Annotated in this window: 26 protein-coding genes; 6 read left to right on the forward strand and 20 right to left on the reverse strand. The window is 74.6% G+C overall.

What is annotated here, in order from left to right; translation table 11 throughout:
- Positions 1–2 precede the first annotated feature (2 nt).
- The 10 genes from AB0O19_RS03730 to AB0O19_RS03775 all read right to left on the reverse strand — a co-directional run bounded on the left by AB0O19_RS03730 (position 3) and on the right by AB0O19_RS03775 (position 12,341).
- A complete protein-coding gene (locus AB0O19_RS03730) occupies positions 3–1,046 on the reverse strand; it encodes a hypothetical protein (RefSeq protein ID WP_363617543.1) in 1,044 nt (347 codons plus the stop codon).
- Positions 1,043–1,981: an ABC transporter ATP-binding protein gene (locus tag AB0O19_RS03735; RefSeq protein ID WP_363617545.1), complete on the reverse strand. Its 939-nt coding sequence runs from the start codon at positions 1,979–1,981 to the stop codon at positions 1,043–1,045. The genes AB0O19_RS03730 and AB0O19_RS03735 overlap by 4 nt, the downstream gene beginning before the upstream one ends.
- A gap of 31 nt (positions 1,982–2,012) precedes the next feature.
- Positions 2,013–2,420 carry a GntR family transcriptional regulator gene (locus AB0O19_RS03740; RefSeq protein WP_063350485.1) on the reverse strand — a complete coding sequence of 136 codons (408 nt, stop codon included), beginning with the start codon at positions 2,418–2,420 and terminating at the stop codon, positions 2,013–2,015.
- Positions 2,421–2,513: 93 nt separating this feature from the next.
- Positions 2,514–3,896, reverse strand: coding sequence for a DUF2079 domain-containing protein (locus AB0O19_RS03745; protein WP_363617547.1), 1,383 nt, complete (start codon positions 3,894–3,896; stop codon positions 2,514–2,516).
- 161 nt (positions 3,897–4,057) lie between these two features.
- The gene (locus AB0O19_RS03750) at positions 4,058–4,660 is read right to left on the reverse strand and encodes a TIGR03086 family metal-binding protein (RefSeq protein ID WP_363617549.1); all 603 of its coding nucleotides are present in this window, start codon (positions 4,658–4,660) and stop codon (positions 4,058–4,060) included.
- Positions 4,661–4,855: 195 nt separating this feature from the next.
- Complete coding sequence (locus tag AB0O19_RS03755) at positions 4,856–5,605, reverse strand: SDR family oxidoreductase (protein ID WP_363617621.1); 750 nt, start codon at positions 5,603–5,605, stop codon at positions 4,856–4,858.
- 300 nt (positions 5,606–5,905) lie between these two features.
- Positions 5,906–6,661: a transglycosylase family protein gene (locus AB0O19_RS03760; RefSeq protein ID WP_363588481.1), complete on the reverse strand. Its 756-nt coding sequence runs from the start codon at positions 6,659–6,661 to the stop codon at positions 5,906–5,908.
- A gap of 552 nt (positions 6,662–7,213) precedes the next feature.
- Positions 7,214–7,882, reverse strand: coding sequence for a response regulator transcription factor (locus tag AB0O19_RS03765; protein ID WP_363617551.1), 669 nt, complete (start codon positions 7,880–7,882; stop codon positions 7,214–7,216).
- A gap of 130 nt (positions 7,883–8,012) precedes the next feature.
- Positions 8,013–9,662, reverse strand: coding sequence for a sensor histidine kinase (locus AB0O19_RS03770; RefSeq protein WP_363617623.1), 1,650 nt, complete (start codon positions 9,660–9,662; stop codon positions 8,013–8,015).
- Positions 9,663–9,746: 84 nt separating this feature from the next.
- Positions 9,747–12,341, reverse strand: a complete 2,595-nt coding sequence (locus tag AB0O19_RS03775) for a SpoIIE family protein phosphatase (protein ID WP_363617553.1) — start codon at positions 12,339–12,341, stop codon at positions 9,747–9,749.
- 93 nt (positions 12,342–12,434) lie between these two features.
- Here AB0O19_RS03775 and AB0O19_RS03780 point away from each other — a divergent pair, with 93 nt between their 5' ends.
- The 3 genes from AB0O19_RS03780 (at position 12,435) to AB0O19_RS03790 (ending at position 14,884) form a co-directional block, all read left to right on the forward strand.
- On the forward strand, positions 12,435–12,764 hold the full coding sequence (locus AB0O19_RS03780; RefSeq protein ID WP_363617555.1) for a DUF4326 domain-containing protein: 330 nt from the start codon (positions 12,435–12,437) through the stop codon (positions 12,762–12,764).
- 127 nt (positions 12,765–12,891) lie between these two features.
- Positions 12,892–14,190 (forward strand): PQQ-binding-like beta-propeller repeat protein, encoded by a 1,299-nt coding sequence (locus AB0O19_RS03785; protein WP_363617557.1) that lies wholly within the window; start codon positions 12,892–12,894, stop codon positions 14,188–14,190.
- A 58-nt stretch (positions 14,191–14,248) separates the two neighbouring features.
- Entirely contained in the window at positions 14,249–14,884 is a 636-nt protein-coding gene (locus tag AB0O19_RS03790; protein ID WP_363617559.1) for a uridine kinase, read from the forward strand.
- Here the strand turns inward: AB0O19_RS03790 and AB0O19_RS03795 are convergent.
- The 5 genes from AB0O19_RS03795 to AB0O19_RS03815 form a co-directional block, all read right to left on the reverse strand.
- Positions 14,832–15,689, reverse strand: coding sequence for a DNA-formamidopyrimidine glycosylase family protein (locus tag AB0O19_RS03795; protein ID WP_363617561.1), 858 nt, complete (start codon positions 15,687–15,689; stop codon positions 14,832–14,834). The genes AB0O19_RS03790 and AB0O19_RS03795 overlap by 53 nt on opposite strands.
- 42 nt (positions 15,690–15,731) lie before the next feature.
- A complete protein-coding gene (locus tag AB0O19_RS03800) occupies positions 15,732–16,187 on the reverse strand; it encodes a universal stress protein (RefSeq protein ID WP_363617563.1) in 456 nt (151 codons plus the stop codon).
- Positions 16,188–16,400: 213 nt separating this feature from the next.
- Positions 16,401–17,381 carry a zinc metalloprotease gene (locus tag AB0O19_RS03805; protein ID WP_363617565.1) on the reverse strand — a complete coding sequence of 327 codons (981 nt, stop codon included), beginning with the start codon at positions 17,379–17,381 and terminating at the stop codon, positions 16,401–16,403.
- A 77-nt stretch (positions 17,382–17,458) separates the two neighbouring features.
- On the reverse strand, positions 17,459–18,127 hold the full coding sequence (locus AB0O19_RS03810) for an AAA family ATPase (RefSeq protein ID WP_363617567.1): 669 nt from the start codon (positions 18,125–18,127) through the stop codon (positions 17,459–17,461).
- A gap of 119 nt (positions 18,128–18,246) precedes the next feature.
- On the reverse strand, positions 18,247–19,173 hold the full coding sequence (locus AB0O19_RS03815) for an LLM class F420-dependent oxidoreductase (protein ID WP_363617569.1): 927 nt from the start codon (positions 19,171–19,173) through the stop codon (positions 18,247–18,249).
- Between the two features lie 142 nt (positions 19,174–19,315).
- Between AB0O19_RS03815 and AB0O19_RS03820 the strand changes: the two genes are divergently transcribed.
- A complete protein-coding gene (locus tag AB0O19_RS03820) occupies positions 19,316–19,669 on the forward strand; it encodes a DUF6401 family natural product biosynthesis protein (RefSeq protein WP_363588504.1) in 354 nt (117 codons plus the stop codon).
- Positions 19,670–19,688: 19 nt separating this feature from the next.
- Here AB0O19_RS03820 and AB0O19_RS03825 read toward each other — a convergent pair whose 3' ends face one another.
- Complete coding sequence (locus AB0O19_RS03825) at positions 19,689–20,510, reverse strand: hypothetical protein (RefSeq protein WP_363617571.1); 822 nt, start codon at positions 20,508–20,510, stop codon at positions 19,689–19,691.
- Positions 20,511–20,710: 200 nt separating this feature from the next.
- Here AB0O19_RS03825 and AB0O19_RS03830 point away from each other — a divergent pair, with 200 nt between their 5' ends.
- Complete coding sequence (locus tag AB0O19_RS03830) at positions 20,711–21,469, forward strand: alpha/beta fold hydrolase (RefSeq protein WP_363617573.1); 759 nt, start codon at positions 20,711–20,713, stop codon at positions 21,467–21,469.
- 28 nt (positions 21,470–21,497) lie between these two features.
- On the opposite strand, the gene AB0O19_RS03835 is transcribed toward AB0O19_RS03830, so the two are convergent.
- The 3 genes from AB0O19_RS03835 to AB0O19_RS03845 are packed head-to-tail and all read right to left on the reverse strand — an operon-like array spanning position 21,498 to position 23,747.
- Entirely contained in the window at positions 21,498–22,397 is a 900-nt protein-coding gene (locus AB0O19_RS03835; protein ID WP_363617575.1) for an ABC transporter permease, read from the reverse strand.
- A complete protein-coding gene (locus AB0O19_RS03840; protein WP_363586594.1) occupies positions 22,357–23,226 on the reverse strand; it encodes an ATP-binding cassette domain-containing protein in 870 nt (289 codons plus the stop codon). The genes AB0O19_RS03835 and AB0O19_RS03840 overlap by 41 nt, the downstream gene beginning before the upstream one ends.
- Complete coding sequence (locus AB0O19_RS03845) at positions 23,223–23,747, reverse strand: MarR family transcriptional regulator (RefSeq protein ID WP_363617577.1); 525 nt, start codon at positions 23,745–23,747, stop codon at positions 23,223–23,225. Before AB0O19_RS03845 ends, AB0O19_RS03840 begins: the two co-directional genes overlap by 4 nt.
- Before the next feature lie 145 nt (positions 23,748–23,892).
- Here AB0O19_RS03845 and AB0O19_RS03850 point away from each other — a divergent pair, with 145 nt between their 5' ends.
- The gene (locus AB0O19_RS03850; RefSeq protein WP_363617579.1) at positions 23,893–25,875 is read left to right on the forward strand and encodes a cellulase family glycosylhydrolase; all 1,983 of its coding nucleotides are present in this window, start codon (positions 23,893–23,895) and stop codon (positions 25,873–25,875) included.
- Positions 25,876–25,926: 51 nt separating this feature from the next.
- Here AB0O19_RS03850 and AB0O19_RS03855 read toward each other — a convergent pair whose 3' ends face one another.
- A complete protein-coding gene (locus AB0O19_RS03855) occupies positions 25,927–26,517 on the reverse strand; it encodes an isochorismatase family protein (RefSeq protein WP_363617581.1) in 591 nt (196 codons plus the stop codon).
- Positions 26,518–26,642 lie beyond the last annotated feature (125 nt).

The following is a 26,642-nucleotide window of genomic DNA, read 5'->3' on the forward strand; positions in this document are numbered from 1 at the left end:
CGTCAGGCCCGCCGGGTCGCCCGCAGCGAGTTGCCGTCCCGCCGAACCCGGAGGAAGAGCACCGTCAGCGCCACGACGGTGAGCGTCACCAGGATCCCGGTCTCGACGAGCTGGATCGGCACGAAGTGCCCGACGGGGTGGTACTCGATCCAGTTGCTCGTGGCATCCTCGCAGCCCTTCGTCCGATCGCCGTCCCAGCAGAACTCGTTCGAGGCCCACCGGCCGTCCTGGAGCACGACCCCGCGGTCGATCAGCCACGCGTTGCTGGGCTGCCCGAAATAAACGCCGCGCGGGGCCAGCTCCCTGACCGACGGGTAGAAGGAGGCGCGGTTGCACCGGAGCAGGCCGTGGACGACCGCCAGCAGCACACCGGTGGTCAGGACCGAGGCCACCGTGCGGCGCAGCAGCTGCCCGACCAGCAGGCCCAGCACCAGCGCGAACAGCGACCAGGCGACCGGCACCACCCCGAGGACGGGGTAGGTGAGGCCCTGGAACGGCGGATCGAAGGCGAACGGGCGGCCGCCGATGTCCGCGCGCCACACCCAGGTCGCCAGGACGGCGAGCACCGCACCGGCGGTCAGCACCGCCAGTGCGGGCAGGGCGATCCGCGCGGTGAGCCAGCGCAGCGGGCTGACGGACTGGGTCCAGGCGAGGCGGACGGTTCCGCGCTCGTACTCCTGGGCGAGCATCGGGGCGCCGAGGAACATGCCGATCAGCAGGGGGACGGCGGCCAGGGCCGGCTGGAGCCACATCGTGTACAGGTAGGTGCGGCGGGTGATGGGCGCGACCATGCCCTGGCAGCCGGCGTTGGACCAGCTGACGATCTCGGAGCACTCGGCCCGGCGCAGATCCGCCATCAGCGGCTGGAGGGAGAAGTGCAGCCACAACAGGGTGGCCGACGCGGTGACGACCAGGGCGGCGATCGCCCAGAGCGCGGTGCGGCTCTGGCGCCAGCTCAGCCAGATCAGGCCGCCCGGGCGGGGCGCGGTCCGCGGCTCGCGCGGTGGCGCCGCGGTGGCGCGGCCGGCCAGGACGTTGGTGCTCATGCGGCGATCCCGTTCTCGGTCGTCTGGGCCTGCGTGGCCGGTCCGGTGGCGGCCCGGGCGGTGCCGGCCGGGGTCCGGAGGTAGCCGAGCAGCAGCTCCTCCAGGCTCGGCCGGCCGCTCTCCCACGGGCCGTCCACCGGATCGCCGGTGCGGACCAGCGCGTCGATCCGGCGGCCGGTGGAGCGCTGTTCGACCAGGACGTCCTCGGGGAGCGCGCTGCCGGCCGGACCGGTGAGCAGCTGGTGTCCGTCCAGCAGGTCCTCCACGTCGCCGCAGAGCCGGATCCGCCCGGACTGCACCAGCAGCAGGTAGTCGATGACGCCGTCCAGCTCGGGGATGATGTGCGAGGAGACCACGATGGTGGTGCCGCGCTCGGCGGCCTCGGCCATCAGGGTGCCCATCAGCTGGTGCCGGGCGAGCGGGTCGAGGTCGGACATCGGCTCGTCGAGCAGCAGCAGGTCGGGGCGCTTGCCGAGGGCGAGCGCCAGGGCGACCCGGGTGCGCTGGCCGCCGGAGAGCGAACCGATCTTCACCATCATCCTCAACTCGCCCTGATCTATGACCTGTTGAGCGAGGTCCTGGTCCCAGGACGGGTTCAGCTCCCGGCCGAGCCGCAGGGTCTCGGCCACCGTGAAGCCGGGGTAGAGCGGCTTGTCCTGGGCCACGTACGCGACCCGGGCGCGCAGGTCCTCGGTGGTGGCGGGCTCACCGAACACCCGCAGCTCGCCCTCAGTGGGGGTGAGCAGACGGGCGGCGATGCCGAGCAGGGTGCTCTTGCCCGCACCGTTGGGGCCGGCCACCCCGCAGATCCGCCCGGCCGGGACGGCGAACGTGCAGTCGCGCAGCGCCCACTCGCCCCGGTAGCGCTTGCCCAGGCCGTCGGCCGCGAGCGCCGCCGGGGCCTCCGGCGCCGCCGCTGCCGGTGGTGTGTTCATCGGGTCGTCCACCCGGTCCCCCCACTGTCCTCTAACTCGGTGTTTCCGGGGAGACCCCGGTGTCGAATCGCTGCTCCAGAACGGAGGCCATCAGCGCGGCGATGTCCTCACGCTCCAGTCCGACCTCGCGGGCCCGGTCCACCCAGCCGACCAGGTCCGCGCGCAACGGCCCGTCGGCGGCCGCCTCCGGCCGGGCGAGCGAGCGCCGGACGAAGGTGCCGAGCCCCGGCCGGGGCTCGACCAGGCCTTCGCGTTCCAGTTCGCGGTAGGCCTTCAGCACGGTGTTGGGGTTGATCGCGGTCAGCTCGACGACCTCCCGCGCGGTCGGCAGCTTGTCCCCTGGCTGGAGCAGCCCGAGCCGCAAGGCCTGCTTGGTCTGCTGAACGATCTGCTGGTAGGTGGAGACGCCGCTGCGCCGCTCGATGCGGTACTCGATCACACGCGATTCGACCTTTCACTAGTCCAATAGTGGAATAGTGACCCACTGCGGCACCCGGGTCAAGCCGGACCGGGGGCCCGGCGATGCGGACGATCAGGGCCGCCGCAGCAACAGGAGGGAGTCCTGGTCGACGACCCGCCGGTAGCCGCGCTGCTCGTACTCGACCAGCATCCGGGCGGTGTCGGCGGTCGCACACGGGGCCTGCACGCTCGGGTCCGTCCGGTCCACGACCACCCACTCGGGCCCCGGCCCGGTCGGCGCCTGGCAGACCAGGGTGACGGTGGCCCGGCCGGTCAGCTGCGCGGCGAGGCGGTTGGAGGCGGCGACGGTCGCGCCGTCGGGTATCGAGCCGAGCAGCGCCCGGGTGTACGCGAGCCGGGGCGAGGTGCGCCACGCCTCGGGCATCACCACCTCGTGCAGCGGATAGACCGGCACCGTCACGGCCGCCACCAGGGCGCTGACGGCGAGCGCGCGCCGCGCCCGGCGCGGGTCGGTGCGGGTCAGGGCGTCCACCAGCGCGGCGAGCACCAGCGGCATCAGCACCGCGCTGTAGTGGTAACTGACGCCCCAGTAATGCGGGTTGGCCGAGAGCAGCCGCCAGCCCAGGGTGGGCACGCAGAGCAGGACCAGCGGCGAGCGCAGCCCGAGGAAGCCCGCGGTGGCGGCGAGCAGGAAGAGCAGCAGCCACTTGATCGGGGGCCAGCCGATCCGGGCCGCCAGCGACCAGGGCGAGGGCCGCCCGCCGCCGTCCAGCTGCTGCCAGTAGTCGAACCCGCCGTGCGGGTTGAACGAGGGCAGCACCACCGTCACGGTGAGCACGGTGGCCGCGAGCCCGACGCCCGCGAGCACGAGCCCCGGCAGCGGGCCGCGCCGGCCCCGGCGGGCCTGCCAGGCGATCAGCAGGCCGAAGGCGGCCACGGTCAGGCCCAGGTCCTCCTTGACCAGCAGCAGCGGCAGCGACCACAGCGCCGCGGCCAGGTGACGGCGCCGGCCGAGCGCGGCGGCTGCGAAGGCCAACAGCGGTACGGCGAAGGCGATTTCGTGGAAGTCGTCACTGACGGCCCGGACGATCCCCCAGGACGCCCCGGTCACGCATCCGATCACCAGGGCGACCCGCGGCCCGCCCGCCTCGTACGCCCACCGGGTGAGCGGCACGACCGCCAGCGCCATCAGCAGCGCCTGGGCGACCAGCAGGGTGACGGCCCCCGGGAACAACCGGTAGACCGGAGCGAGCACGGCGATCAGCGGATGGAAGTGGTCCCCGAGCAGGTGGTAACCGGGCCCCTTGAGCGGCACGATCGGCGCCTGCCCGTGCGCGTACGCGCGGATGGCCTGCTCGAAGATGCCCAGGTCGTAGGCCTTGCTCAGGCCGCGCCGGTAGCGGTTGACGGCGACGCAGGTGTAGAGCGCGGCGAACCCCGCGGCCAGGCCCCAGGCCAGGACGGCAGGTCGACGCGGCGGACGGAACAGACGCATCGGCAAAGTACCCTTTCACTATTCGATTAGTGGAAGGGTGGTGGAAGAGCACACCGTCGTCAATCCCGGTCCGGCCGCGCCGACCGGGCCTCTGACCTGCCCGGATGCGGTCCGCTAGGCGGGTGATGTGGAGCCTGCGGAGCCCGCCGGCTCAGTGGGACTCAGGACCGCACGGCCTCCGGGTCGCGGCCGAAGAAGCCGGCGAGCCGGTCGTACGGCGGGGCGTCCTCCGGAACGGCGACCTCGGGTCCGAAGGCGTGCCGCTCCTCCTCGGCGCCGCGGTACCCGGGCGTGAGGGCGCCGCGGGCCCAGGCCAGGGCGGCGAGAGCCACCTCATGGTCCAGCCCCTCGGTGGACTGGTCGGTGGCATGGGCCAAGTCCCAGTCGTGGACGGCGAATTCGGCGATCTGCTGGTCCACCGGGAAGCGGGCCGGCAGGGCGCCGACGCCGGGGACCTCCAGCGTGCCGGTGAGGTCGCCCGCCGCCCGCCAGGCGTCGACCAGCTCCTCGGCGCCGGCCTCGAAGGCGTGCAGCCAGTCCTCCTCCACCCGCTCGAAGGGCTGCGACCAGTCCGGCTGCCCGCCCCCGGCCCGGACGGTGAACTGCCGCAGGTCGAACAGCAGATGGCTGACCAGGTCGCCGACGTCCCAGGAGCGGCAGGCCGTCGGGTGCCCGGCCAGCTCGACGCCGACACCGTCGATCAGCCCGGCGGTCTGCGCGAGGGCCCGGGCGAGCAGGTCGATCGGGTCTTCCGCTGCGGTCATGGCACACCTCTCGGTCGGGAGCGCGTCGCCGGCGTGGCCGGGTGCGGTCGGGAGCACCGCTCGGACCGGGCGATCGTAAACGCGTCCGTCGACGACCGCCCGCCACGACACCGGCCCGGTGGTCGCACCACCGGGCCGGTCTCCGTACTGCGACGTGCCGCGAGCTGTCAGGCCTGAACTGTCAGGCCCGAACTGTCAGGCCGCGAACCCGCCGTCCACCGCGAGCTCCGCGCCCGTGACGTACCGGCCGTCCTCGCCCGCCAGGTAGGCGACGGCGGCGGCGACGTCCGCACCCGCGCCGAAGCGGCCGAGTGCGGTCAGGCTGTTCTGGAGCTCGGCGGCCTCACCGTCCGCCGGGTTCATGTCGGTGTCGATCGGGCCGGGGTGGACCACGTTCGCGGTGATCCCGCGCGGGCCGAGCTCCCTGGCCAGCGCCTTGGTCAGGCCGATCATCGCCGCCTTGCTGAGCGAGTAGATGGTGGCGCCGGGGAAGGCGACCCGCTTGGCGATGCAGCTGCCGATGGTGACGATCCGCCCGCCGTCGGCCAGGTGCGCGGAGGCGGCCTGGGCGAACAGGAACGGCGCCCGGACGTTCACCTCCAGGACCCGGTCGACGTCGTCGAGCGCCAGGTCACCGATCGGGCCGAGGACACCGACGCCCGCGTTGTTCACCAGGACGTCCAGCCGCCCGAACCGCTCCGCGACCTTCGCGACCACGGACTGCACCGCCTGCGGGTCGGCACAGTCCGCGCGGACCGCCCAACCGCGGCGCCCCATCGCGGTGATCTTCGCCGCAACCGCCTCGGCCCGCTCGGCCCCGCCCTGATAGGTCAGGGCGACGTCGGCACCCTCCTCGGCCAGCCGTAGCGCGACCGCCGCCCCGATCCCCCGGCTGCCACCGGTCACCAGGGCCACCTTGCCGTCGAGCTTCGCCGCACCGTTCATCGTCATATCTCCAGAACTCCTCATTCGGATGTGATCCGACTCGTTCCGATCAGAACCCCCGGTTCCGATCTCGGACATGACTCGATCCTGGGCCTCGGCGCCGGAAAGCTCCGGCGGTATTCAGACATCGCGTTCAACCTTCAACTATCTCCCGAAGCGCCCGTGCGCACGGCCTCACGCCCGCTCGCACGCCCCCTCCCCTCGTGCCTGGCCATCTCTCGCGCCCGACCCCGGAAACGCACCGGGCCGAGCGGCCGGCCCCGGGGAGGGGCGGCCGCTCGGCGCGGGTGTGCGGAGGTGTCAGACGGTCAGGGTCTGGCCCGGGAAGATGAGATCCGGGTCGCCGCCGATGGTGCGGGCGTTCTTGCCGTACAGGTTGCCGGTGTCGGTGCCGAACTTGGCCGCGATGCCGCTCAGCGTGTCGCCGCTCCTGACGGTGTAGCCGCCACCGGAGGTGTTCTTCTCCGAGGACGGCGCCGACTGCGCCGGCTTGGCCGACTGCTGCGGCTTCGACGCCTCCTGCTGCTTCGGCGCCGGCTTGCTCTTCGGCGCCTGCGGGGCCTGCGGCGCCTGGGTCTTGGGCGTCTTGGCCTTGGGCGCCGGCTTGGCAGCCGGCTTCGAGGGTGCGGTGTCGGTGGTGTCGACGGCGGCCGGGGCGCCGCCCTTGCTCAGGCCCGCCTTGGCCGAGCAGACCGGCCACGCCCCGGGCCCCTGCGAGGCGAGGACCTTCTCGGCGACCGTGATCTGCTCCGCCTTGCTGGCCTGGTGGGCCTGGGGGGCGTAGGCGGTGCCGCCGTACGCCCTCCAGGTGCTGGGGGTGAACTGCAGTCCGCCGGAGAAGCCGTTGCCGGTGCTGATGCTCCAGTTGCCGCCGCTCTCGCACTGGGCGACGGAGTCCCAGCTGGAGGTGGGCGCGGCGGAGGCCGAGGTGGCCGTGACGAGGCCGGCCACCGGCAGGGCCGCGACGGCGGCGCCCGCGACGACCGCCATCCGCACGCGGTTGCGCTTGGTGGCGGTGGTGTCGGTGGCAGCGGCGGTCTCGTGACGGGAAGTCATATAAGTCCTCTCGGCAAGCCCCGGGCGGGCAGGCGGAACCAGACCCATGACGGGCCGATAGTCACGCTCACCTCGCTCGACGGGCGGCCGGACACGTCTGGGACGCGCCGTGCCGCCCCGGCCACCTCCACTCGCCGACGACCTGTTCGAGCTGGTCGCGTCGGCGGGCACGGCCCTCGCGCCGGGGGTCAGGTCGGCGGGCCATGCGTCGGGGTGAACCCGGGTGGTGCTCGTTGCACCGCCAATGAAGCTACGGGCCACCTCGGGGTGCAGCAAGCAATTCTTGGTCTCCGCAGGTCAGTTGACTGTTACCGGCGGTATTGATCAAGGCACCGTGCCCAGTTCGACCGGGTTTGACCACATTTCCAAGATCAACTGATCAACTTTCACGCCCCCCTTCACCTCTGTCCACCTGTGAGCCCGAGCACACCATCCACCCACCGCGACGATGAGCTGACGCACCGTCACCACGGAAGCCGGAGTTCCCCGTTCCGTCGGGCCATCTGGTGGCATCCGCCACACCCGACACGCTCCGCGACCGGTCGGACGCGTTCAGTCCCGGGCGCCGAGCTCCGCGTCCCGCGCCAACAGCGCCGCCTGCACCCGGTTCTCACAGCCCAACTTGGCCAGGATCCGGCTGACGTACGTCTTCACCGTCGCCTCGCTCATGTGGATCCGCGCCCCCGCGTCCGCGTTGGACAGCCCCTCGCCTAGCAGCGCCAGCACCTCCAGCTCGCGCGGCGTCAGCACCTCCAGCCGGCGCCGGGCCTCCGTACCCCGGGAGGCCGCGGAACCGCTGCGCCCGGAGGCCAGCGAGTCGACGATGTGCCGGGTGGCGGCCGGGGACAGGAACGCGTACCCGCCGGCCGCCGCGCGCACCGCCTGGATCAGCTCGTGCGGCGCCGTGTCCTTGAGCAGGAATCCGGCGCCGCCCTCGGTCACGGCGCGCAGGACGTTCTCGCGCTCCCCGAAGGTGGTGAGGATCAGCGCCCGCGCGCCGGGTGCGACCCTCGGCAGCTCCGCGAGCGCCGTCAGCCCGTCCATCACCGGCATCTGGATGTCCAGCAGCACCACGTCCACCCGGTGCGCCCGGGCCAGCTCCAGCGCCTCCCGCCCGTCGGCGGCCTCGGCGACCACCTCGATGTCGGCGGCAGAGCCCAGGATCATCCTGATCCCGGCGCGGATGAGCGGCTCGTCGTCGGCGACGAGGACTCGGATCACGGCTGGTCATTCCCCTCGAACGGTGCTGCGGCAGGAACACCATCCTCACATCCGGCCGAACCCCGCGCCCCACCCGGTCAGAGCGGTCAGGACGGTCGGAGCGATCAGGGCGTCAGGGCGGTCAGGGCGGTCAGGACTTCGTGAGGTAATGCTCCTTCTCCACCAGCACCCCGTCCTTGAAGCAGAACCGCATCACGTTGTCCTGGCCCCAGGTGTCGCTGAGGTCACCGGACAGGTACCAGCGGCAGTGCGCGCCCTCCGGGGGCTTCGGCCCGCTGCCCCGGTAGTCGTCGGTGAAGAAGGTGTTCCCCGGCGGCAGCCGGTGCAGCACGTCGGCCTCGGGCGTGCCGGTCTCCAGCCCGTCGTACACCGACTTCGGCACCGTCGCGTCACCGGTGCCCTGGACGAAGGCCACCACGCCCCAGATCAGCAGCCCCAGCACGGTCAGGCCGACCACCCCCACCCCGACCGCGCAGCCGATCGCCGGACTGCGCCGCCCGTCCTCCGCCCCGACGACCGGCGGCAGGCCGTCCAGCACCCAGTCGTCGACCCCGGCGATCGCCGCGGCCCCGTCGCCCGCGCCCTCCGCCCCCTCGTACGGCAGCACGCCGGCCAGCCGGAACCCCTGGTCCGGCGTCGGCCCGGCGTGCACCATGCCACCGACCAGCCGGGCCCGCTCCCGCAGGCCGGTCAGCCCCTGGCCGCCGCTGACCGCCGGGCCCGCTCCGGCGCGCACGCCCACGGGCTCCGGGGCGCACGGGTTGACCACCTCCACCACCAGCGCGTCCGGCTCGTACCGGAGCGCGACGGTGATCGGCGCGCCGGGGGCGTGCTTGTGCGCGTTGGTGAGCGCCTCCTGCACCATCCGGTACGCCGCGTGGTCCACCGCGGCGGCCAGCGGACGCGGCTCGCCCTCCCGGGAGAAGGAGACCCGCGCCCCGGCCGCCCGCGAGGAGTCGACCAGCCCCTCGATCCCGTCCACCCCGCCCCGGGCCGGGGACGCGTCCGTCGCCGGCCGCACCGCCGTCGACTCGTCGTGCAGGACGCCGACCACCTCGCGCAGCTCCCGCATCGCCGCGACCGCCGCCTGCCGCAGCACCCCGACCGCCTCGCGCTGCCGGTCGTTGAGCGTACGGTCCACCTCCAGCGCGCCGGAGTGCACGGAGATCAGCGCCAGCTGGTGGCCCAGGCTGTCGTGCATGTCCTGGGCGATCCGGTGCCGCTCGCGCAGCCGGGCCTGGTGCACCACCATGACCCGCTCGCGCACCAGCTGGTCGTTGCGCTCGCGCAGCGCGTCCAGCAGGGCGCGGCGCTGGGCCCGGTAGCGGCCCCACAGCGCGGGCAGCACGGCGACCAGCAGGAAGCCGCCGAGCGAGAGCCCGACGATCAGCTTGGGCGAGGCCGAGCCGGCGTCCTTCAGCACCCCGGTCACCATGAACAGCACCCAGCTCAGCACGAAGGTGCCGACCAGCGCGGTGACCCGGCGCAGCCTCGCCCCGGCCGACCAGCCGGCGCAGACCAGCAGCAGCATCGGGCCGACGGCCCAGCCGGCCGCGGCCGAGGTGAGCAGCAGCACGGTCGCCGGGAAGGCCGGCCGCAGCACCCACAGCAGCGCGACCCCCAGCCCCACCAGGACGGGGTGGCCGGCACCGGCGGCCACCTCCAGCAGGGCCGCGACCCCGCCCATCAGCAGGGCCAGCGCGCCCTGGCCCGCCACCCGCCGGGGCGGCCAGGGCCCGGGAAACGCCGTCCGTACCGCCTTCTTCCAGGCCCGCGCCATCGCATCCACCCGTCGAGGCTATCGGGCCGCGCCACCCGGCCGCCGCCACCGTTCGTCGCCCCCGCCCCCGACGAAAGTCGCCGCTCACGGCGTTCGGGGCACCTCCGTGGGCACCCCCGTGGACACGACTGTGGACACGTCTGTGGAGTCGTCTGTGGAGTCGTCCTCACCGAAGGCCATGAGCAGCAGCGCCACGTCGTCCACCCGGTGCGAGGAGCCGACCTCGCGCAGGATCCGTTCCGCCAGCAGCTCCAGGCCGTCCGGCCCCTGCGCCCCGCCGCGCCCGAGCGCGGCCCGCAGCAGGTCCACCCCCTGGTCGATCGCCATCGCCGGATCCTCCACCAGCCCGTCCGTGTACAGCGCGACCACCGTGCCGGGCGCCAGGCGCAGCTCGCTGACCGGGTACTCGGCCTGTTCCTCCACGCCCAGCAGCGGCCCGCCCGGCACGTACAGCGCCTCGGCCCACCCGTCCGGGAAGCGCAGCACCGGTGGCAGGTGCCCGGCCCGGGCGATCCGGGCGCGGCCGTCGGCGGGGGTGAGGCGGACGAGGCAGCAGCTGGCGAGCAGTCCGGGGTCGAGGTCGAGGAGGAGCCGGTTGGTGCGGGCGAGCACCTGGTCGGGCGGGTCGCCGCCGGTGGCGAAGGCGCGGACGGCGCTGCGCAGCTGGCCCATGGTGGCGGCCGCACCGACGCTGTGGCCCTCGACGTCGCCGATCACCAGGGTGACGTCCCCACCGGTGACGATCGCGTCGTACCAGTCGCCGCCGATCTCCATGCCCTGGGTACCGGGCAGGTAGCGGGCGGCGATCCGGATGCCGGGCACGTCCGGGAGGCGGTGCGGCAGCAGCGCCTGCTGGAGGCCGCGGGCCAGGGCGAACTCGGCGTCGTACAGCCGGGCCCGTTCCAGGGCCTGGGCGATGAAGCCGCCGAGGGCGGTGAGCAGGCCGCGGTCCTCCGCGGTGAAGGGGCGCGGCCGGTCGAAGCCGAGGATGCAGCTGCCGACGGGGTGGCCGGAGGCGATCAGCGGCAGGAAGGCCCAGGCGCCCATGTCGTCGAGCGCGATGCCGGGGTAGGCGGCGGCGAGTTCGCGGACCGATTCGAAGAAGATCGGGGTGCCGGTGCTGAGCGTCTCCGCGCCGGGGATGCGGGCGGCGACCGGGGTGCCCTCGAAGCCGTCCAGGAAGCCGTCCGGGTAGCCGGTCTGCGAGATCAGGTGCAGGTGTTTGTCGCGCACCCCGTAGATGGCGAGCTCCTGGCCGCCGAAGGCCGGCAGGATCTCCTCGGCCACGGCCCGGCAGACCTCGCGCACGCTGACCGCCTCGGTGAGCGCGCTGGCGAGCTGGAGCAGGTGGTAGGTGCCGCCGATGCCGGCTGGGGCACCGGTCGGGGTGGCGCCGCGGGCCGCGGACGGCGGGGGCGCGGCCCTCGGTTCGGCCGCGCCCGGCGGGGCTTCGGCGGCCACCACCCGGCCGGTGACGCCGTGCGTGTCGGGGTAGAGCGAGAAGGCGAGCCAGCCGTCCGGCGGGCGGGCGGCCAGGAAGGCGGTGGGCTGCTGGGAGAGCAGGGCGGCCCGGTAGCGGTTCTCGAAGAAGGGGTCGGCGAGCCAGGGCAGCACGTCCCACAGGTGGTGGCCGACCAGGTCCTCGCGGCGCGCCTGGAGCAGTGGCTCGGTGGCGCGGTTGGCGTAGCTGACCCGGCCGTCCGGGTCGAGTGAGAAGACGCCCTCGCGCAGTCGCTCGACGGCGGCCGCGGCCGCGGTGAGGGTGCGGGCGTCCAGCACGGCGCCGACCAGATGGGTGCGGCCGTCCGAGATCGCCGCGGGCACCCGCGCCCAGAGCTCCACCGGGTACGGGTGGCCGTCCGGCCCGAGCACCCGGACCCTGGCCGCCAGCACCTCGCCCCGGGCCAGGGCGGTCCGGGCGGCGGCCCGGAACTCGGGCAGGTCACCGGGGGCGATCCGGCTGCCGAGGGCCGCCACCGTGCCGTCGAACTCGTCGGGTTCGAGGCCGAAGATCGCGAGGAACTGCTGGTCGGCGGCCAGCGCCCCGGTGGCGACGTTCCAGTCGAACATCCCGACCCGGCAGGTCGGCGCGGACGGCGGCGGCAGCTCGACCACGGCCGCGTCGCCGCCCGGCTCCACGGGGTGCCCGGCCGCCGCCAGGCCCGCCAGCCCGGCGGCCAGCCGCTCGGCCACCTCCGCCAGCCGCGACGGGGCGTCCTCCGGGACGCCGTCGTCGGAGGCCGGCCAGAACACGCTGAGCACCCCGAACCGCTCCTCGCCGCCCGCCACCGGCACGCAGGCGGAGGCGAAGTCGTACGGCATGCCGACCGCGAGCTGCGGGAAGCGCCGCATGGTGTCCTCGGTGTCGGCGAGGGTGACGGTCCGCCCGGTGCGGAAGCTGACGGCGACGGGCAGCGGGCCGGCGGCGGCGATCCGCCGGAACGGGCTCATGATCGACAGCGGTACGCCCGCGATCGTGCAGAGCACCAGCGAGCGGCCGTCCCGCGAGCGCAGGTACACCATCGCCCCGTACGCCCCGGTGCCGCCGAGCGCCCGGCGGACGGCGCCCGCCAGCAGGTCGTCCCGCTCGGCCGCCGCCGGGGCGGCGTGGGGCTCCAGCGGCCGGTGCGGGCCGGGCGGCGCCGCCCGGTCACGGCCGCCCGCGTGCGGATGGCGCATGCTCTTTTGCTACGCCGGGCCCCGGGGCGTGTCAAGGCGAGCCCTCCGGGGCCCCGGATGCCCGTCGGCCCCGGTTGCGCCAGCATGGACGGCATGCCGACCGCCTCCGGCCGCACCACCGTGGTCAACCTCAAGGGCCACCGCGACGACCCCTCCTGCGCCGACGTCGTCTACGTCGGCCGCGCCATGCACCGCAGCGGCTGGCACCTGTCCGAATCCCCGCTGCACTGCCCCTTCCGCCCCGGCCCCGACCTCACCCGCGAGCAGATGGTCGCCGACTACCGCGCCTACCTCCTCGCCCGCCCCGACCTGCTCGCCCTCGTCCCGCCCCTGCGCGGCCACCGCCTCGGCTGCTGGTGCGCCCCGCTCCCCTGCCACGCCGACGTCCTCGCCGACCTCGCCGACCACCCCCCGCACCACTGACGCGCGGGCGCCTCTGCTCCTGCGGACCATTACGCCCCGGTCGGGGTTTCGGGTGGTTCGGGGGCTGTTCGATATCCTCCGGGCGAGTGGTGGCGCGTGGGGCGCCATGGGGGAGGTGGGAGCCGGTATGCAGTCGCCGTCGTCCGAGGGGCCCGTGCGCGAGGCCTCGTGGCAGTGGGACGGGGAGGCGGACGGCGCCGCGCGGGAGCCCGTGGACGTGGTCGGCGGGGGCGGGGACGGGCCGCGGCTGAGCCGGCGCGGGCTGCTGGCGGGGGCCGGGGTGCTGGCGGCGGGCGCGGCGGTGTGGGCGTTCGGCCGTTCGGGTGCGGACCAGCCGGCTCCGCCGCCGAAGCCGCGGCCGACCGCGCTGTCCGGGCCGACCCCGCTGTGGACGTACCGGGGGCCGGAGGCGATGACCCCGGAGCGGCTGACCGGCCCGCCGACCCGGCCGGTGTTCCTGTCCCGGGCCGGGCTCCAGGTCCTGGACCCGGCCACCGGCGAGCCCGCGCGGCTGCTCACCGTCGACCCACCGCGCGGGAACTGGCCGAGCGATCTGGAGGTGCTGGGCAAGGTGGTGCTCGGGCCGGACCGGGCCTTCACCACCTCCCCGGGCCACCTGGACGCCCGCCACCTCGGCGACCCCGCCGCCGACTGGAGCCTGCCGCTGCCCGACGACCTACAGGGCTCCGTCCAGTTGTCCGGCTTCGACGACGGCACCCTGTACGGCTACGTCTGGGACTGGTCGCAGCAGAGCTCGACGCCGAACGGCCGGCTCTTCGCCGTCCGGGTCGCGGACCGCTCGGTGCTGTGGCACCTCTCCATCGACCGCAACGAGCGGCCGTTCACCCCGGTCACCGCGCCCGGCAGCCGCCTCCCGTGCCTGCGCAACCTGGGCGGCGGCAGCGAGCTGGTGGTCCGGGACGCCGCCGACGGCCGGGAGCTGTGGACGGCCCCCAGCACCGGCGGCCTGAGCTGGTGCGTCGGCGGCCCGGTGCACGTCTACGTCCCCGACGGCGCCGACGGCGTCCGTGCGCTGCGCCCCGGCGGCGAGCCGGCCTGGACGGTCTCTCCCGCCCGGGGCGAGTCGTGGCGGGCGATGGCCCTGGTCTCCGACGGCCCGCGGGTCTACCTGACCCGCGACAACGGCCTGGTCACCGGGCACGACGCGGTCACCGGCGCACGGCAGTGGGCCTACCGGCTGCCGTTCCTGCTGGACCGCCGCAGCCATCCGCTGGTGGTCGGCGGCACGCTGTTCGTCCCCGGCCCGGCGGCCGCCGGGGTGTGCGCGATCGACACCGCGAGCGGCACGCCGCGCTGGACGTTCCTCGACTCGGGCCCCGGCAAGGACGTCTGGTCGCTCGCCGTCGACGCGAACCACCTCTACGCCGGCCACGACGACGTCCTGCACGCCCTCCCGCTCACCTGACCGCCCGGCACCACAGCCACGACGGCACGACAGCACGACAGCACGACAGGATGGCCTGATGCAGGTGCACCCGATCTCCCCCGACCGGCTGGCCGAGGTGCTCGCCGACCGCATCGCCGCGCTGTCCGACCCCGGCGGCCGGTGGCTGCGGGTCGCGGTGGACGGCGCGCCCGCCGCCCGCCCCGACGTGCTCGCCGACGCCCTGGTGGAGCCGCTGCGGCTGCGCGGCCGCCCCGCGCTGCGGGTGTCGGCGGCGGGCTTCCTGCGCCCGGCCTCGATCCGGCTGGAGTACGGCCACCAGGACGCGGACGCCTTCCACGACCTCTGGCTGGACGACCGCGCCCTGCTGCGCGAGGTACTGGACCCGCTGGAGCCCGGTGCCAGCGGCCGCGTCCTGCCCTCGCTGCGCGACCCGGTGACGGACCGCTCGACCCGCGCCGCGTACACCGAACTGCCGCCCGGCGGCGTGCTGTTGCTGGACGGCGCGCTGCTGCTCGGCCGCTGGCTGCCGCTGGAGCTGGCCGTCCACCTCGCGCTCACCCCGAGCGCCCTGGCCCGCCGCACGCCCGCCGACCAGCAGTGGACGCTGCCCGCCTTCGCCCGCTACGAAGCGGAGACCGGCCCGGCCGAGGCCGCCGACGTCACCGTCCGGGTGGACGACCCGCGTCATCCGGCCCTGGTCGAGCGGACCTGACACCCGTACCGGCCGGGGCCGGGCCGCGCTGGCAGTAGGGGCACCAGTACGCCACCCGGTCCTGCGGGGGCGCGCCCTGGCGGGCGGTCCGCACGAGGGTGCCGCAGCGCGGGCAAGGGAGGCCGGCCCGGCCGTAGACCCAGTGCTGGTGGCCGCGCCGGGTGTCGCCGGTGGTGACGTGGCCGGGGCGCAGCCGGTTGGCGTCGAGGATCTCCCGGGCCCGCTCCACCAGCCGGTCGGGGCGCGGGAGTTGGCCGACCTCGGTCCACGGGGTGACGCCGGCCAGGTAGCAGAGTTCGGCGGCGTAGACGTTGCCGATGCCGGCGAGGTTGCGCTGGTCGAGCAGCGCCTCGGCGAGCGGGCGGCCGGGGTGGGCGAGCAGCCGGCGGACGGCCTCCACCGGGTCCCAGTCGGGGCCGAGCAGGTCGGGGCCGAGGTGGCCGACGGCGCGTTGCTCGTCGGCGGTGCGCAGCAGGTCGACGACGGGCAGCCGGTAGCCGACGGCGGTGCCCCGCTCGGTGCCGAGGACGGCGCGGATCTGCCAGGCGGGGCCGCCGGACCAGCGCTCGCCAGGCCGGTAGACCTCCCAGCGGCCGTCCATCCGCAGGTGGGTGTGCAGGGTGAGGCCGCCTTCGAGGCGGGTGAGCAGGTGCTTGCCGCGCGGGGCGACCTCCAGCACCCGGCGGCCGGCGAGGACGGCGGTGGCGTGCGCGGGCACCCGCAGGTCGGCGCTGGTCAGCACCTGCCCGGCGAGGGCCTCGTGCAGCCGGGCCGCCGCGCGGTAGACGGAGTCACCTTCTGGCATGCCTCCATCCTCCACCGCGCGGCGGCCCGGCGGGGCGGCGCGCTACTCGGCCTCGGCCACCTGGCCCTCCCGGACGACGACGACCGGGCAGGGCGCGTGCTCGGTGAGGTGGCGGCTGACCGAGCCGAGCAGCACGCCGGAGAAGCCGCCGAGGCCGCGGCTGCCGACGACGAGCAGCGCGGCGCCCTTGGCGGCCTCCAGCAGGGCCTGGGCGGCGTTGCCGGGCATCACGCTCTCGCTGATCCGCACGCCCGGGTCGTCGCCGACGACCCTGACGACGGTGTCGGAGAGGGTCTTGCCGGCCAGTTCCTCGGGGTTGAAGACCTCGGCGGACGGCACGCTCGGCGCGGCCCAGCCGTAGAACGCCGGGTACTCCCAGGCGGCGATCGCGGTGATGGTCCCGCCGACGGCCCGCGCGTAGTCGACCGCCCAGCGCAGCGCCTGCTCCGAGGCGGGCGAGCCGTCCACGCCGACGACGATCCGGGGGTTGGCACTCATGGCGTTACTCCTTGGCGCTCAGTTCCTGCTCGGTCCCGACACCCCGAACATAGATCAAATCGGGCGTGTGGTCGATATTTGCCACGCCGTGATCGGCGTTTTGCATTCAGATCGATGGCAATAGGCCTGACCGATCTGCGGTTCTGCGGTTCTGCGGTTCTGCGGTTCTGCGGTTCTGCGAGGATGCCCGCTTACCGGACCATCCCTGACGGCTCAACTCCGGTAAGCGGCCCAGGAGTCGGCCATCCGCTGGACCTGGCCAGGGGTGAACTGGCTCATGCAGGAGTCGTAGCTGTAGTCCATGAAGTTGTGGATCGGGTCCAGGCCGGGCCCGGTGCAGGTGTGGCGGCCCTCGGGGCAGCCGTAGGCGGGGGTGCGCTCGGGCGGGGTGTCGTCCACGTAGTCGCCCGGGGGCAGGCAGCCGCCCTGGAAGGTGTGGAAGAGGCCGAGCCAGTGGCCGATCTCGTGGGTGGCGCTGCTGCCCTCGTTGTAGTGGGCGGCGGTGCCGCCGGGCAGGGAGGCGTCGAGGACGACCACGCCGTCGTCGGCGGGGTTCGAGCGGTAGGCGCCCGGGAAGGTCGACCAGCCGAGCAGGGACTGGCCGAGCTTGGCGGTGTAGAGGTTGAGGGTTCCCGCGTCGCCCTTGCGCAGCGCGCTCTTCATCGCCGCCTCGGCCCCGGAGCCGGGAGTGATGCCGTCGTACCAGGAGGCGTTGTCCGTGTAGTCGGTGCCGGCCAGCTCGAAGTGGAACTGGCTGGGGGTGTTGCCGTCGCCCTGGCCGCCGTAGGTCGCGTTGAGGTGGTCGATCTGGGCGGCGACGACGCCCCCGTCGAGCCGGCCGGCGTCACCGGCGTGGATCACGTGGACGAAGACCGGCACCGCCGTCGGGGCGCCGATCCGGGCGTGGGCGGAGGAGAGCTGGGCGAGCCGGTCGTCGAGGTCCGCCTGCATCGCCCGGGCCTCGGCGGCGGTGACGGCGTTCGGGTCCCGCCCCGCCTGGCTGCCGGCCGGCTTGCGGGCGGCGGCGTCGGAGTCGGAGCCCGCACAGGCCGCGGTCACGGCGGCCGCGGCGGTCACGGCGGCGGAGTGCGGGGCCGGGGCGGCGAGCTGGCTGAGACCGGTGGCCGCGACCAGCGCGGCGGCCCAGGGGAACAGACGGGGGGCACGCGAGCGCACCCGGGCAGTACGGCGCATCTGCGCTCCTGACAAGGGAGTTGACGGAGTGTCGGCCGCGCCCCGGGCCCGCCCGGCTCGGCGCGGACCCGCCGAGACTACGACGCGGCGAAGACGATCTCCCGCAGGGCGCGCGCGGCGGCCCGGTCGAGTACCACGGCCGACGCACAGCCTTCCGGCGGCCGCCCGGCCCCGGTGAGCCGGCGCCGCAGCCTGTCGACGGCGGCCCGGTGCCGGAGGAAGGCGTAGCGGGAGACGCCCTGCCCCCGGCTCTGCTGGCCCTCCCGCGCCTCGGCCGGTTCGGCGTCCAGCAGCAGCAGGTGCACCCGGCGGCCCTGCCGGGCGGCGGCGCGGGTCAGCCAGAACCGCACCCAGGACAGCGAGCCGCAGTCGTGGACGGCGAGCGGCCCGCCGGCCAGCACCGCGCGCCGCAGCCGCCGGTAGTGCGCGATCCGCGCCAGCGGGCGGTAGAGGGCGTACGGGAGGCGGCCGGGCAGCCTGGCCGCGTACTCCTCGCGGACCAGCTGGGAGTCGACCAGCGGGGCGCGCACGCAGCGGCGCATCAGGGTGCTCTTGCCGCTGCCGGGCAGGCCGGAGACGACCAGCAGGTCGCCGGCGGGGTAGTGCAGCGCCACCGGGGCGGGGCCGGCCCGCAGGTCGTGCAGGCCGGGCTGCACCCGTAAGGCCTGCCGGGCGGCGGCGAGGCCCCGTCCAGGGGGCGGCGGCACCCGGGGTGCCGCCGCCTCCGCCGTTCTCGTCCTGGTCACCGGTCCTCCCCGCGCCGTTCCCTCCCTCGGAGCATTACGCATTCCCAAGAGCGAGTAAAGAGCGGTGGTCGCCGGGCCCGGTCGGCCGGTGCCGGATCAGGGCGTGCCGTGCGGGCGGGTCAGCCGAGCTGGGGGGCGACCCGGGAGGCGATGAGCTCCAGGTGGTCGAGGTCGTCCAGGTCCAGGATCTGCAGGTAGACCCGCTCGCTGCCGACGGCCGCGTACCGGCCGATCTTCTCGGCGACCTCGTCCGGGGTGCCGGCCAGGCCGTTGGCCTTCAGCTCGTCCACGTCCCGGCCGATCACGGCTGCCCGGCGGGCCACCTCGGCGTCGTCGCGGCCGACGCAGGCCACCAGGGCGTTGGAGTACACCAGGTCGCCGACCGAGCGCCCGGCCTGCTCGACGGCGGCCTTGACCCGGCCGAACTGGGCGGCGCTGTCCTCCACCGAGGCGAACGGCAGGTTGAACTCGTCGGCGAAGCGGGCGGCCAGCGCCGGGGTCCGCTTCGGGCCGAGCCCGCCGACCAGCACCGGGATCCGGTCCTGGGCCGGCTTGGGCAGCGCCGGCGAGCCGGTCAGCGTGTAGTACTCGCCGGCGAAGTCGAAGGTGTCGCCGAGCTTGGTGTTCCACAGGCCGGTGATGATCGCCAGCTGCTCCTCCAGCCGCCCGAACTTCTCCTTCGGGAAGGGGATGCCGTAGGCGGCGTGCTCGGCCTCGTACCAGCCGGCGCCGAGGCCGAACTCGACCCGGCCGCCGCTCATCGCGTCCACCTGGGCGACCTGGATCGCGGTGACGCCGGGCAGGCGGAAGGTCGCGGCGGTCATCAGGGTGCCGAGGCGGATGGTGCGGGTGTCGCGGGCGAGGCCGGCCAGGGTGATCCAGGCGTCGGTCGGCCCGGGCAGGCCGTCGACGTCGCCCATCTTCAGGTAGTGGTCGGAGCGGAAGAAGGCACTGAAGACGCCCAGGTCCTCGGCGGCCCGGGCGACCGCCAGGAGGGTGTCGTAGCTCGCGCCCTGCTGCGGTTCGGTGAAGATGCGGAGATCCATGCGGACCATTCTGGTACAGACCACCCGCGGATCGGCGCAGAGAACCGGCCAAGCCGCCGAAGCTCCCGAAGGTGGCCAAGGTCTCAGCACGGAACCGTCACGAGCCGCCGGTCCGGCCGACCCGCTCGCCTACCGTGGACGGATGTTCGCCACCCCCGACGAGTCCTTCCGGCGCTCCCCCGACGAACCGGCCGGCTGCCCGCTGCCCGGCATCGTCGCCGCGTTCACGCCTCGGCTGGCCGAGTTCGCCTTCGAGCCCGGCTTCGTCGCGATGGTCGACCAGCACGTCGCGATGCTGCGCGAACTGCTGTACGCACAGGGACCGGAGCTGGCGCCCCGGCCCCTGGACCGTGAGGAACTGTCGGACTACGCGCTCGGCTTCCTGGACGCGCTCACCGAGATCGGCTGGCGGGAACCGGTGGGGTACGACTACGCGGTGCACCGGCTGACCGCGATCTGCTGGCTGGTGCGCGAGCAGGGCCTGCTGCGGGCCTGAACCCGCTGCGGGTCGCCGCCTACCTCGGCTGGTCGCCCGGGCGGCCCGGGTCGATGCCGGGCGGCGGCGGGGTGGTGCCCGGAGCGGCCTGGGTGGTCGGCCGGGCCGGCTGGTTGGCCAGCACGTCCGCCCGGCCCGCCTGGTAGGCGCTGCCGCGCAGTTTGGCGCTCTCCTGCTCGGCGTGGTCCAGCCAGCGCTCCCAGCGCTGGCGCATCGGCAGGATCAGGCCGCCGCCGACACCCACCACCAGCACACCGGCGATCGTGGCGAGCGCCGCGATCAGCACCGGTCCGGTGATCGCGGTGGCGATCCCGGCCTGGCCGAGCGCCGCGATCACGCCCAGCGCGACGATGAACGCCCAGGCGATCGTGGCGACCGTCCGGCCGTACGAGGCGCCGGCGAGCGCGTTGCGCACGATGTCGCGGACGCCGTTGGCGATGGCCATCGCGACCACCACGATCGCGACCGCCACGATGCCCCTGGGCAGCCAGGCGACGATGCTGTGGATCATCACGCTGATCGGGTTCGGGCCGAAGACACCGAACGCCAGTTGCAGCACCATCAGCAGGATCGCGTAGTAGACGATCTTGCAGATGATGCCGGTCATGTCGTAGTTCGACCCGCTCAGGTGGCGGGCCATCCCGGCCCGCTCGGCGACCCGCTCCGAGCCGACCTTGCGCAGCACACGGTCCAGGACCTTGGCGATCGCCTTCGCCACGATCCAGCCGATGACCAGGATCGCCAGGAAGGCGATGAACTGCGGGATGAATTTCGCGATCTTGGACCAGGCGTCGGTGAAACCCGATCCGAAGTCCACGGAGAGTGCGAGCTGCTGAGCCACGGAGTCCTCCACTCGGTGACACGGCGCCACGAGCGGCGCGTGCGGCCCCCCACCCTTCGTGGATAGCAGCACCCCGCCCGGCCCGCGCGCGCCTGGTCCCCGGGCTGCTCCCCCCGGGTGAAACGGGCCCGTAGACGCCCCGCGTAAAGTGATGTTCAAGGGCACGGGACGGGGGCGGGACGGGACGGGACGGTGCGGGTGTGAGCAGCGACACGGTGGACGGCGGCACGACGACCGGCAGCACGGCCGGGCACCCGGCACTGCGCTGGCGGGTGCGGCCCGAGGCGGCGCGCGCCGCCGTCCTGGTGCTGCACGGCGGCGAGGAGCACAACCTCTCCCGGCCCGGTCCGGTCAACCTGCCGCTGCTGCGGATGCACGGCTTCCTGCGCTCCCTCGCCAAGGACACCGCCGGCGCCGACGTGGCCGTCGGCACCGTCCGCTACCGCCACCGGGGCTGGAACGGGCAGCGCGCCGACGCCGCGCTGGACGCCCTCGCCGCCCTCGACGAGCTGGCCCGGGAGCTGGGCGAGGTGCCGACCGTCCTGATCGGGCACTCGATGGGCGGGCGCGCGGCCCTGCGGGCCGGCGGCCACCCGGCCGTCACCGGCCTGGTCGCCCTCGCCCCCTGGTGCCCGGCCGAGGACCCGTGCGAGCAACTGGCCGGACGGGACGTGCTCCTGCTGCACGGCGACCGCGACAAGGTCACCCCGCCCGCCGAGACCCGGGCCTTCGCCGCCCGCAGCCGGGCCGCCGGCGCCCGTGTCTGCGGCTACACCGTCACCGGCAGCGGCCACGCCATGCTCCAGCGCATCCCCGACTGGCACCGGGCCACCACCCGCCTGGCCACCGCCCTGCTCGGCCTGCGCCCGCTCCCCGCCGAGACCGCCTCCGCCCTCGCCCTCCCACCCGCCTCCCCCGAGGCCCTCACCCTCGCCCTGCCCCGCCAGCCGCGCGACTGACCCGGCGCGGACCGGCGGGCGCGCGGGGTCAGCGGGCCAGGCGGCCGAGGAGCGCGGAGGCCGCGGTGATGCCGAGCACGGTGGCCAGGGTCAGGACGGCGAAGTCGAGCGGGAGGTGGGCGCGGGTGCCGATCAGCAGGCCGCGCAGGGCGTCGACCTGGTAGCTGAGCGGGTTGGCCCGGCTGACCACCTGGAGCCAGCCCGGCATCAGGTCCACCGGGTAGAGGGCGTTGGAGCCGAAGAAGAGCGGCATCGTGATCGCCTGGCCGATGCCCATCAGGCGGTCACGGGTGAGCACGATGCCGGCGATGGTCATCGAGAGGCAGGAGAAGAACGCCGAGCCGAGCAGCACGGCGACCACGACCCCGAGCAGCCGCAGCGGGTTCCAGGTCATCGCGACTCCGAGCAGAGCGGCGATCACCACCACGACGACGGCCTGGATCACCGCCTTCACCCCGGCGGCGAAGGCCTTGCCGGTCACCAGCGCGGCGCGCGGGGTGGGGGTGACCAGCAGTTTGGTGAGCACCCCGGAGTCCCGCTCCCAGATGATCATGATGCCGTAGAAGATCGCGATGAACATGGCGGACTGGGCGATGATCCCGGGGGCCAGGAAGTCCAGGTAGGGGATGCCGCCGGTGGGGATGGCCTTGAGCCGGGTGAAGGTCTCCCCGAAGATCAGCAGCCACAGCGCGGGTTGCACGGCCCGGGTGTAGAGCTCGGTGCGGTCGTGGCGCAGCTTCTGCAGTTCGACGGTGCACATCGCCAGCGTCCGGGCGGGCACCAGCCGCCAGCCGGTGCGGGCGCGCGGGGGGACCAGCAGCAGGCCGAGGTCGGGACGGGCGGCGGTCGCGGCGGCAGTGGCAGCGGCAGTGGCGGGGCCCGGGGGCTCAGCCGACGCGGGAGGCGGTGCGGCGGGTACGGCGGACATCGCTGAACTCTCCTTCCGGAGCCTCGCCGGGGGCCAGCTCGCGGCCCGCGAAGTGGCGGAACACGTCGTCCAGACTGGGGTCGGCGAGCTGCGGATCCTGCGCGCGGACCACGGTCTTCAGTTCCTCGGTGGTGCCGAGCGCGCGGATCCGGCCACGGTCCATCAGGGCGATCCGGTCGCAGTAGCGGTCGGCCTCGTCCATGTAGTGGGTGGTGACCAGCACGGTCATCCCGGTGGCCTGCCGGACCGCCTCGACGCACTCCCAGACGCCGGTGCGGGCGATCGGGTCCAGGCCGATGGTGGGCTCGTCCATCACCAGCAGGCGCGGGGCGCTGACCAGGGCCTGGGCGAGCTCCAGCCGGCGGACCATGCCGCCGGAGTAGGTGCCGGCCATCCGGTCGGCCGCCTCGGCGAGGCCGACGGCGGCCAGCGCCTGGGCGACCCGCTCGCGGCGCTCGCCGTGCGACACGTCGAAGACGCGGGCGAACAGCGCGACGTTCTCCCGACCGGTCAGCCCGCCGTCCGCGGAGAGCTGCTGCGGCACGTAGCCGAGCAGCCGGCGGACCTCCATCCGCTGCCGGGCGGGGTCGTGGCCGAAGACCCGCACCATGCCGGCGCGGACCGGCAGCAGGGTGGTGATCGCCCGGATCGTGGTGGTCTTGCCCGCGCCGTTGGGACCGAGCAGGCCGAACACCTCGCCGGTGCGCACCGTCAGGTCGACACCGTCGACGGCCTTGGTGCCGGCACCCTTCCCGCGCCCGTGGTGGAAGGTGTACTCCAGACCGCGGCAGGCCACCGCCGCGTCACCGTCGTCCTCCGGGAACGTCATCGCTCCTCCTCCCCCGGCTCACCGGGCCGGGTGCGCAGGCCCGTCGCCACCTCGCGCAGCGCGGGCACCGCGGCGGCCAGGGCCGCCCGGGAGTCGGCGGGCAGCCCGGCCACCACCTCCCCCACCAGCGCGGCGCGCCGGGCCCGCCAGACCGCGAGGCGTTCGACGGCCTCGTCGGTGGCGTACAGCAGGGCGGCCCGGCGGTCGGCCGGGTCCACCTCCCGGCGCAGCAGCCGCAGCGCGACCAGCTGGTTGACCAGGGTGGAGACCGAGTTGCCGGCGAGGCACAGCTCCTCGGCCGCGTCGGACACCCGCAGCCCGGGGGCGTCCATCACCAGGCGGAGCAGTTCGATCTGCGCTCCGCGGAGCCTCGGCTCGGTGAGTCCCTGCCGCAGCCGGCGGCGGACCAGGCGCTGGATGCCGACCAGCAGGGCGGAGAGTTCGTCGGCCACGTCGGGATCGGGGGTCGCCGGGAGGCCGGCGGCCGGTGCGGGGGCGAGCGTTTCCGGTGTCGCACTCATACCCCCGATTTTAGCTCTCAGTGAGAGGTATTCGTCCAGAGGACGGACGGGGTGGACCGGAGGGCTGCCGGGCGGGGCGCGGCTGTGCCAGGATCCCGGGTGACCGTGTACGGACACCCACCCACCCTCACCGCTGGGGACCATCATGAGAAGACTCGCGCTCCGCGTGCTGTCCGCGGCAACGGCGCTGTCCGCGTTGCTCGTTGCGCCGGCGGCCACTGCGGCGACCGGCGCTGCGGCGACCATCCCCGCCAGGGCCGCCGCCCCGGCCGCCGCCACCGACGCCGCCGCCGCCCCGGTGCCGCTCAGCGGCGCGCAGTTGGCGGCCTCCTGGGCGGGGCCGCTCAGCACCCGGGGGCGGTACGTCGTCGACGCGTCGGGCGACCGGTTCAAGCTGAAGTCCGGCAACTGGTCCGGCGCGCAGGGCACGTGGCAGGGCAGCGGCTCGACCACCGATCCGGCGAACAACCAGGCCGGCCAGGTCTCGTACAACCTGCCGCTCGGCCTCGACCGGGCGCCGCTGTCCGAGATCATGGCGGGCTTCCACAGCCTCGGGCTGAACAGCGTCCGGCTGCCGTTCGCGGACGCGATGATCCGGGACACCGCCGCCGTCCCGGACGCCGCCGTCGCCGCCAACCCCGGGCTGCGCGGCAGCACCCCGCTCCAGGTGTACGACGCGGTGGTGGCGGCGCTCACCGCCGACGGGTTCGCGGTGATCCTCAACAACCACACCACCGGGTACCGGTTCTGCTGCGGCCTGGACGGCAACGAGCGGTGGAACAGCGGCCAGTCCACCGAGACCTGGGAGCAGGACTGGCTGTTCATGGTGAACCGGTACCGGGCCAACAAGCGCGTGGTCGGCGCCGACCTGCGCAACGAGGTCCGCCGCGACACCTGGGACGACCCCAACTGGGGCCTGGGCGACGGCCACGACGCGTACGCCGCCTTCGAGGAGGCGGGCAACCGGATCCTCCGGGCCGCCCCCGACCTGCTGATCATCATGGAGGGCATCAACTGGCAGGGCGTCCCGCTGGCGGGCCTGCCGCACGGCCGTCCGATGCTCAAGCCGGTGGCCACGCTCTCCCACACCCTGATCGACTCGGGCAAGCTGGTCTACTCGGCGCACTTCTACGGGTACACCGGCTCGGCCAACACCGGCGCGGGCAGCGGGCCGGGCGCCACCGGCGATCCGCGCTACCAGGACCTGACGCCCGGTCAACTCGCTGCGGTGGTCGACGAGGAGGCGCTCTTCGTCACCCGCGCCGGGCAGCACTTCACCGCCCCGGTCTGGATCAGCGAGTTCGGTGCGGGCGGGCGGGGCTCGACCGACGCCAAGGAGCAGGCCTGGTTCGACCGCTTCACCGCGATCCTGGCCGAGCACGACACCGACTTCGCCGTCTGGCCGCTGGTCGGGTGGCACAACGACGGTGTACCACAGGACAGTTGGGCACTTCTCCACTACGACCGGGCGGGCCGGCGGCTGAGCGTCGAGGACCCGGGCGACTGGCGCGCCGCGTACTGGAACCGGCTGGTCGCCGCCCCCGGGTACACCGGTCCGGTCCCGGTCCCCGCCCGCTGGAACCTGCTCGACCTCGACCACGCCGACCAGAACGCCTCCCGGCGGATGCTGGCCCTGCCCGACTGGAGCAGCGGCAACCGCAAGGGGAACTGCCCGGACGGCCAGCGCCTGATCGGCCTCGGCCGCGGTGACGGCCGTGGCCTGTGCACCGACGCCGGGCAGCCCGCCACCGGGCCCGACGCCTGGACGACCGTCACGGACGAGCGCTACGTCACCGGCGGCGACTGGGCGCCCGGCTACGACAAACTCCAGTGCCCGGACGGCCGGTTCGCGGTCGGCTACAGCGTCCGCGCCGACGCGATGGCCGCCCTGCTCTGCGCCCCGGCCGCGGCCGCGCCGCCCGCCGCGACCGACCGGGTGCTCTGGTTCGACCACGGCGACAACCGGCCCCCGGTCACCACCGGCGCCGACTCGGCGGCCAGCGACTGGGCGCCCGGGGCCTACAAGGGGCAGTGCGCCTCTAACGAGTACGTCGCGGGAGTCGCCTTCACCTGGCGCTGGCTGCACGCCGGCGTCCCGGACGCGCTGCTCTGCCGTCCGCTGGCCTGACACCGCCGCTGCCGGGGCCCGGCCGACGGGCCGGGCCCCGGCGGGAACGGTTCAGCTCAGCGCGGCCTGGGACTCCACGACCACGCCGTACAGGTCGCCGATGGTCGCCAGGGCGCTGCGGTGCAGCTGGGCGGCGCTCACCCGGGTACCCGCCGAGGCGAGCGGGCGGGTCGCGCAGGCGTCGGCGACGACGGTCGGCCGGTTGCCGCGCAGGAAGGCGCCCGCGGTGGTGAAGGCCACGCACATGTGGGTCATGAAGCCGGCGACCACCACGTCCTGGTGGCCGGCCTCGTCGAGCAGGGCGCCCAGGCCGGTGCCGACGAAGGCGTCCGGGGCCTGCTTGACGACCACGGCCTCGCCCTCGGCCGGCGCCACGGCGGGGTGGATCTGCCCGATCTCGGCACGGACGTCGTACGGGGTGCCCGCGCCGCCGTCGTTGATCACGTGGATGACCGTGGCGCCCGCCGCACGCGCCCGGGCGAGCAGGGCCGCGGCCGCGTCGAGCGCCTCCCGCCAGCCCTCCAGCTCCATCACGCCGCGCACGTAGGTGTTCTGGTAGTCGATCAGGATCAGCGTGGACGCGGCGAGCGTGGCGGGCGTCTCGTCGAGGCCGTTCAGGGCGCGCAGGGTCGTCGTGGGCATGGGGGGACCACCTTCGGTTCGGTACACGGGTAAGGGCGGGCGCGGCTGCGACGGCCGCGGCGGCCCGCCTCCGGAACGCTACGACCGGCCACCGGATGTCGGCAATGCCGTCTAACCTGCAGATT

Source organism: Kitasatospora sp. NPDC091276, from assembly GCF_040684355.1.
Classification (GTDB): Bacteria; Actinomycetota; Actinomycetes; order Streptomycetales; family Streptomycetaceae; genus Kitasatospora.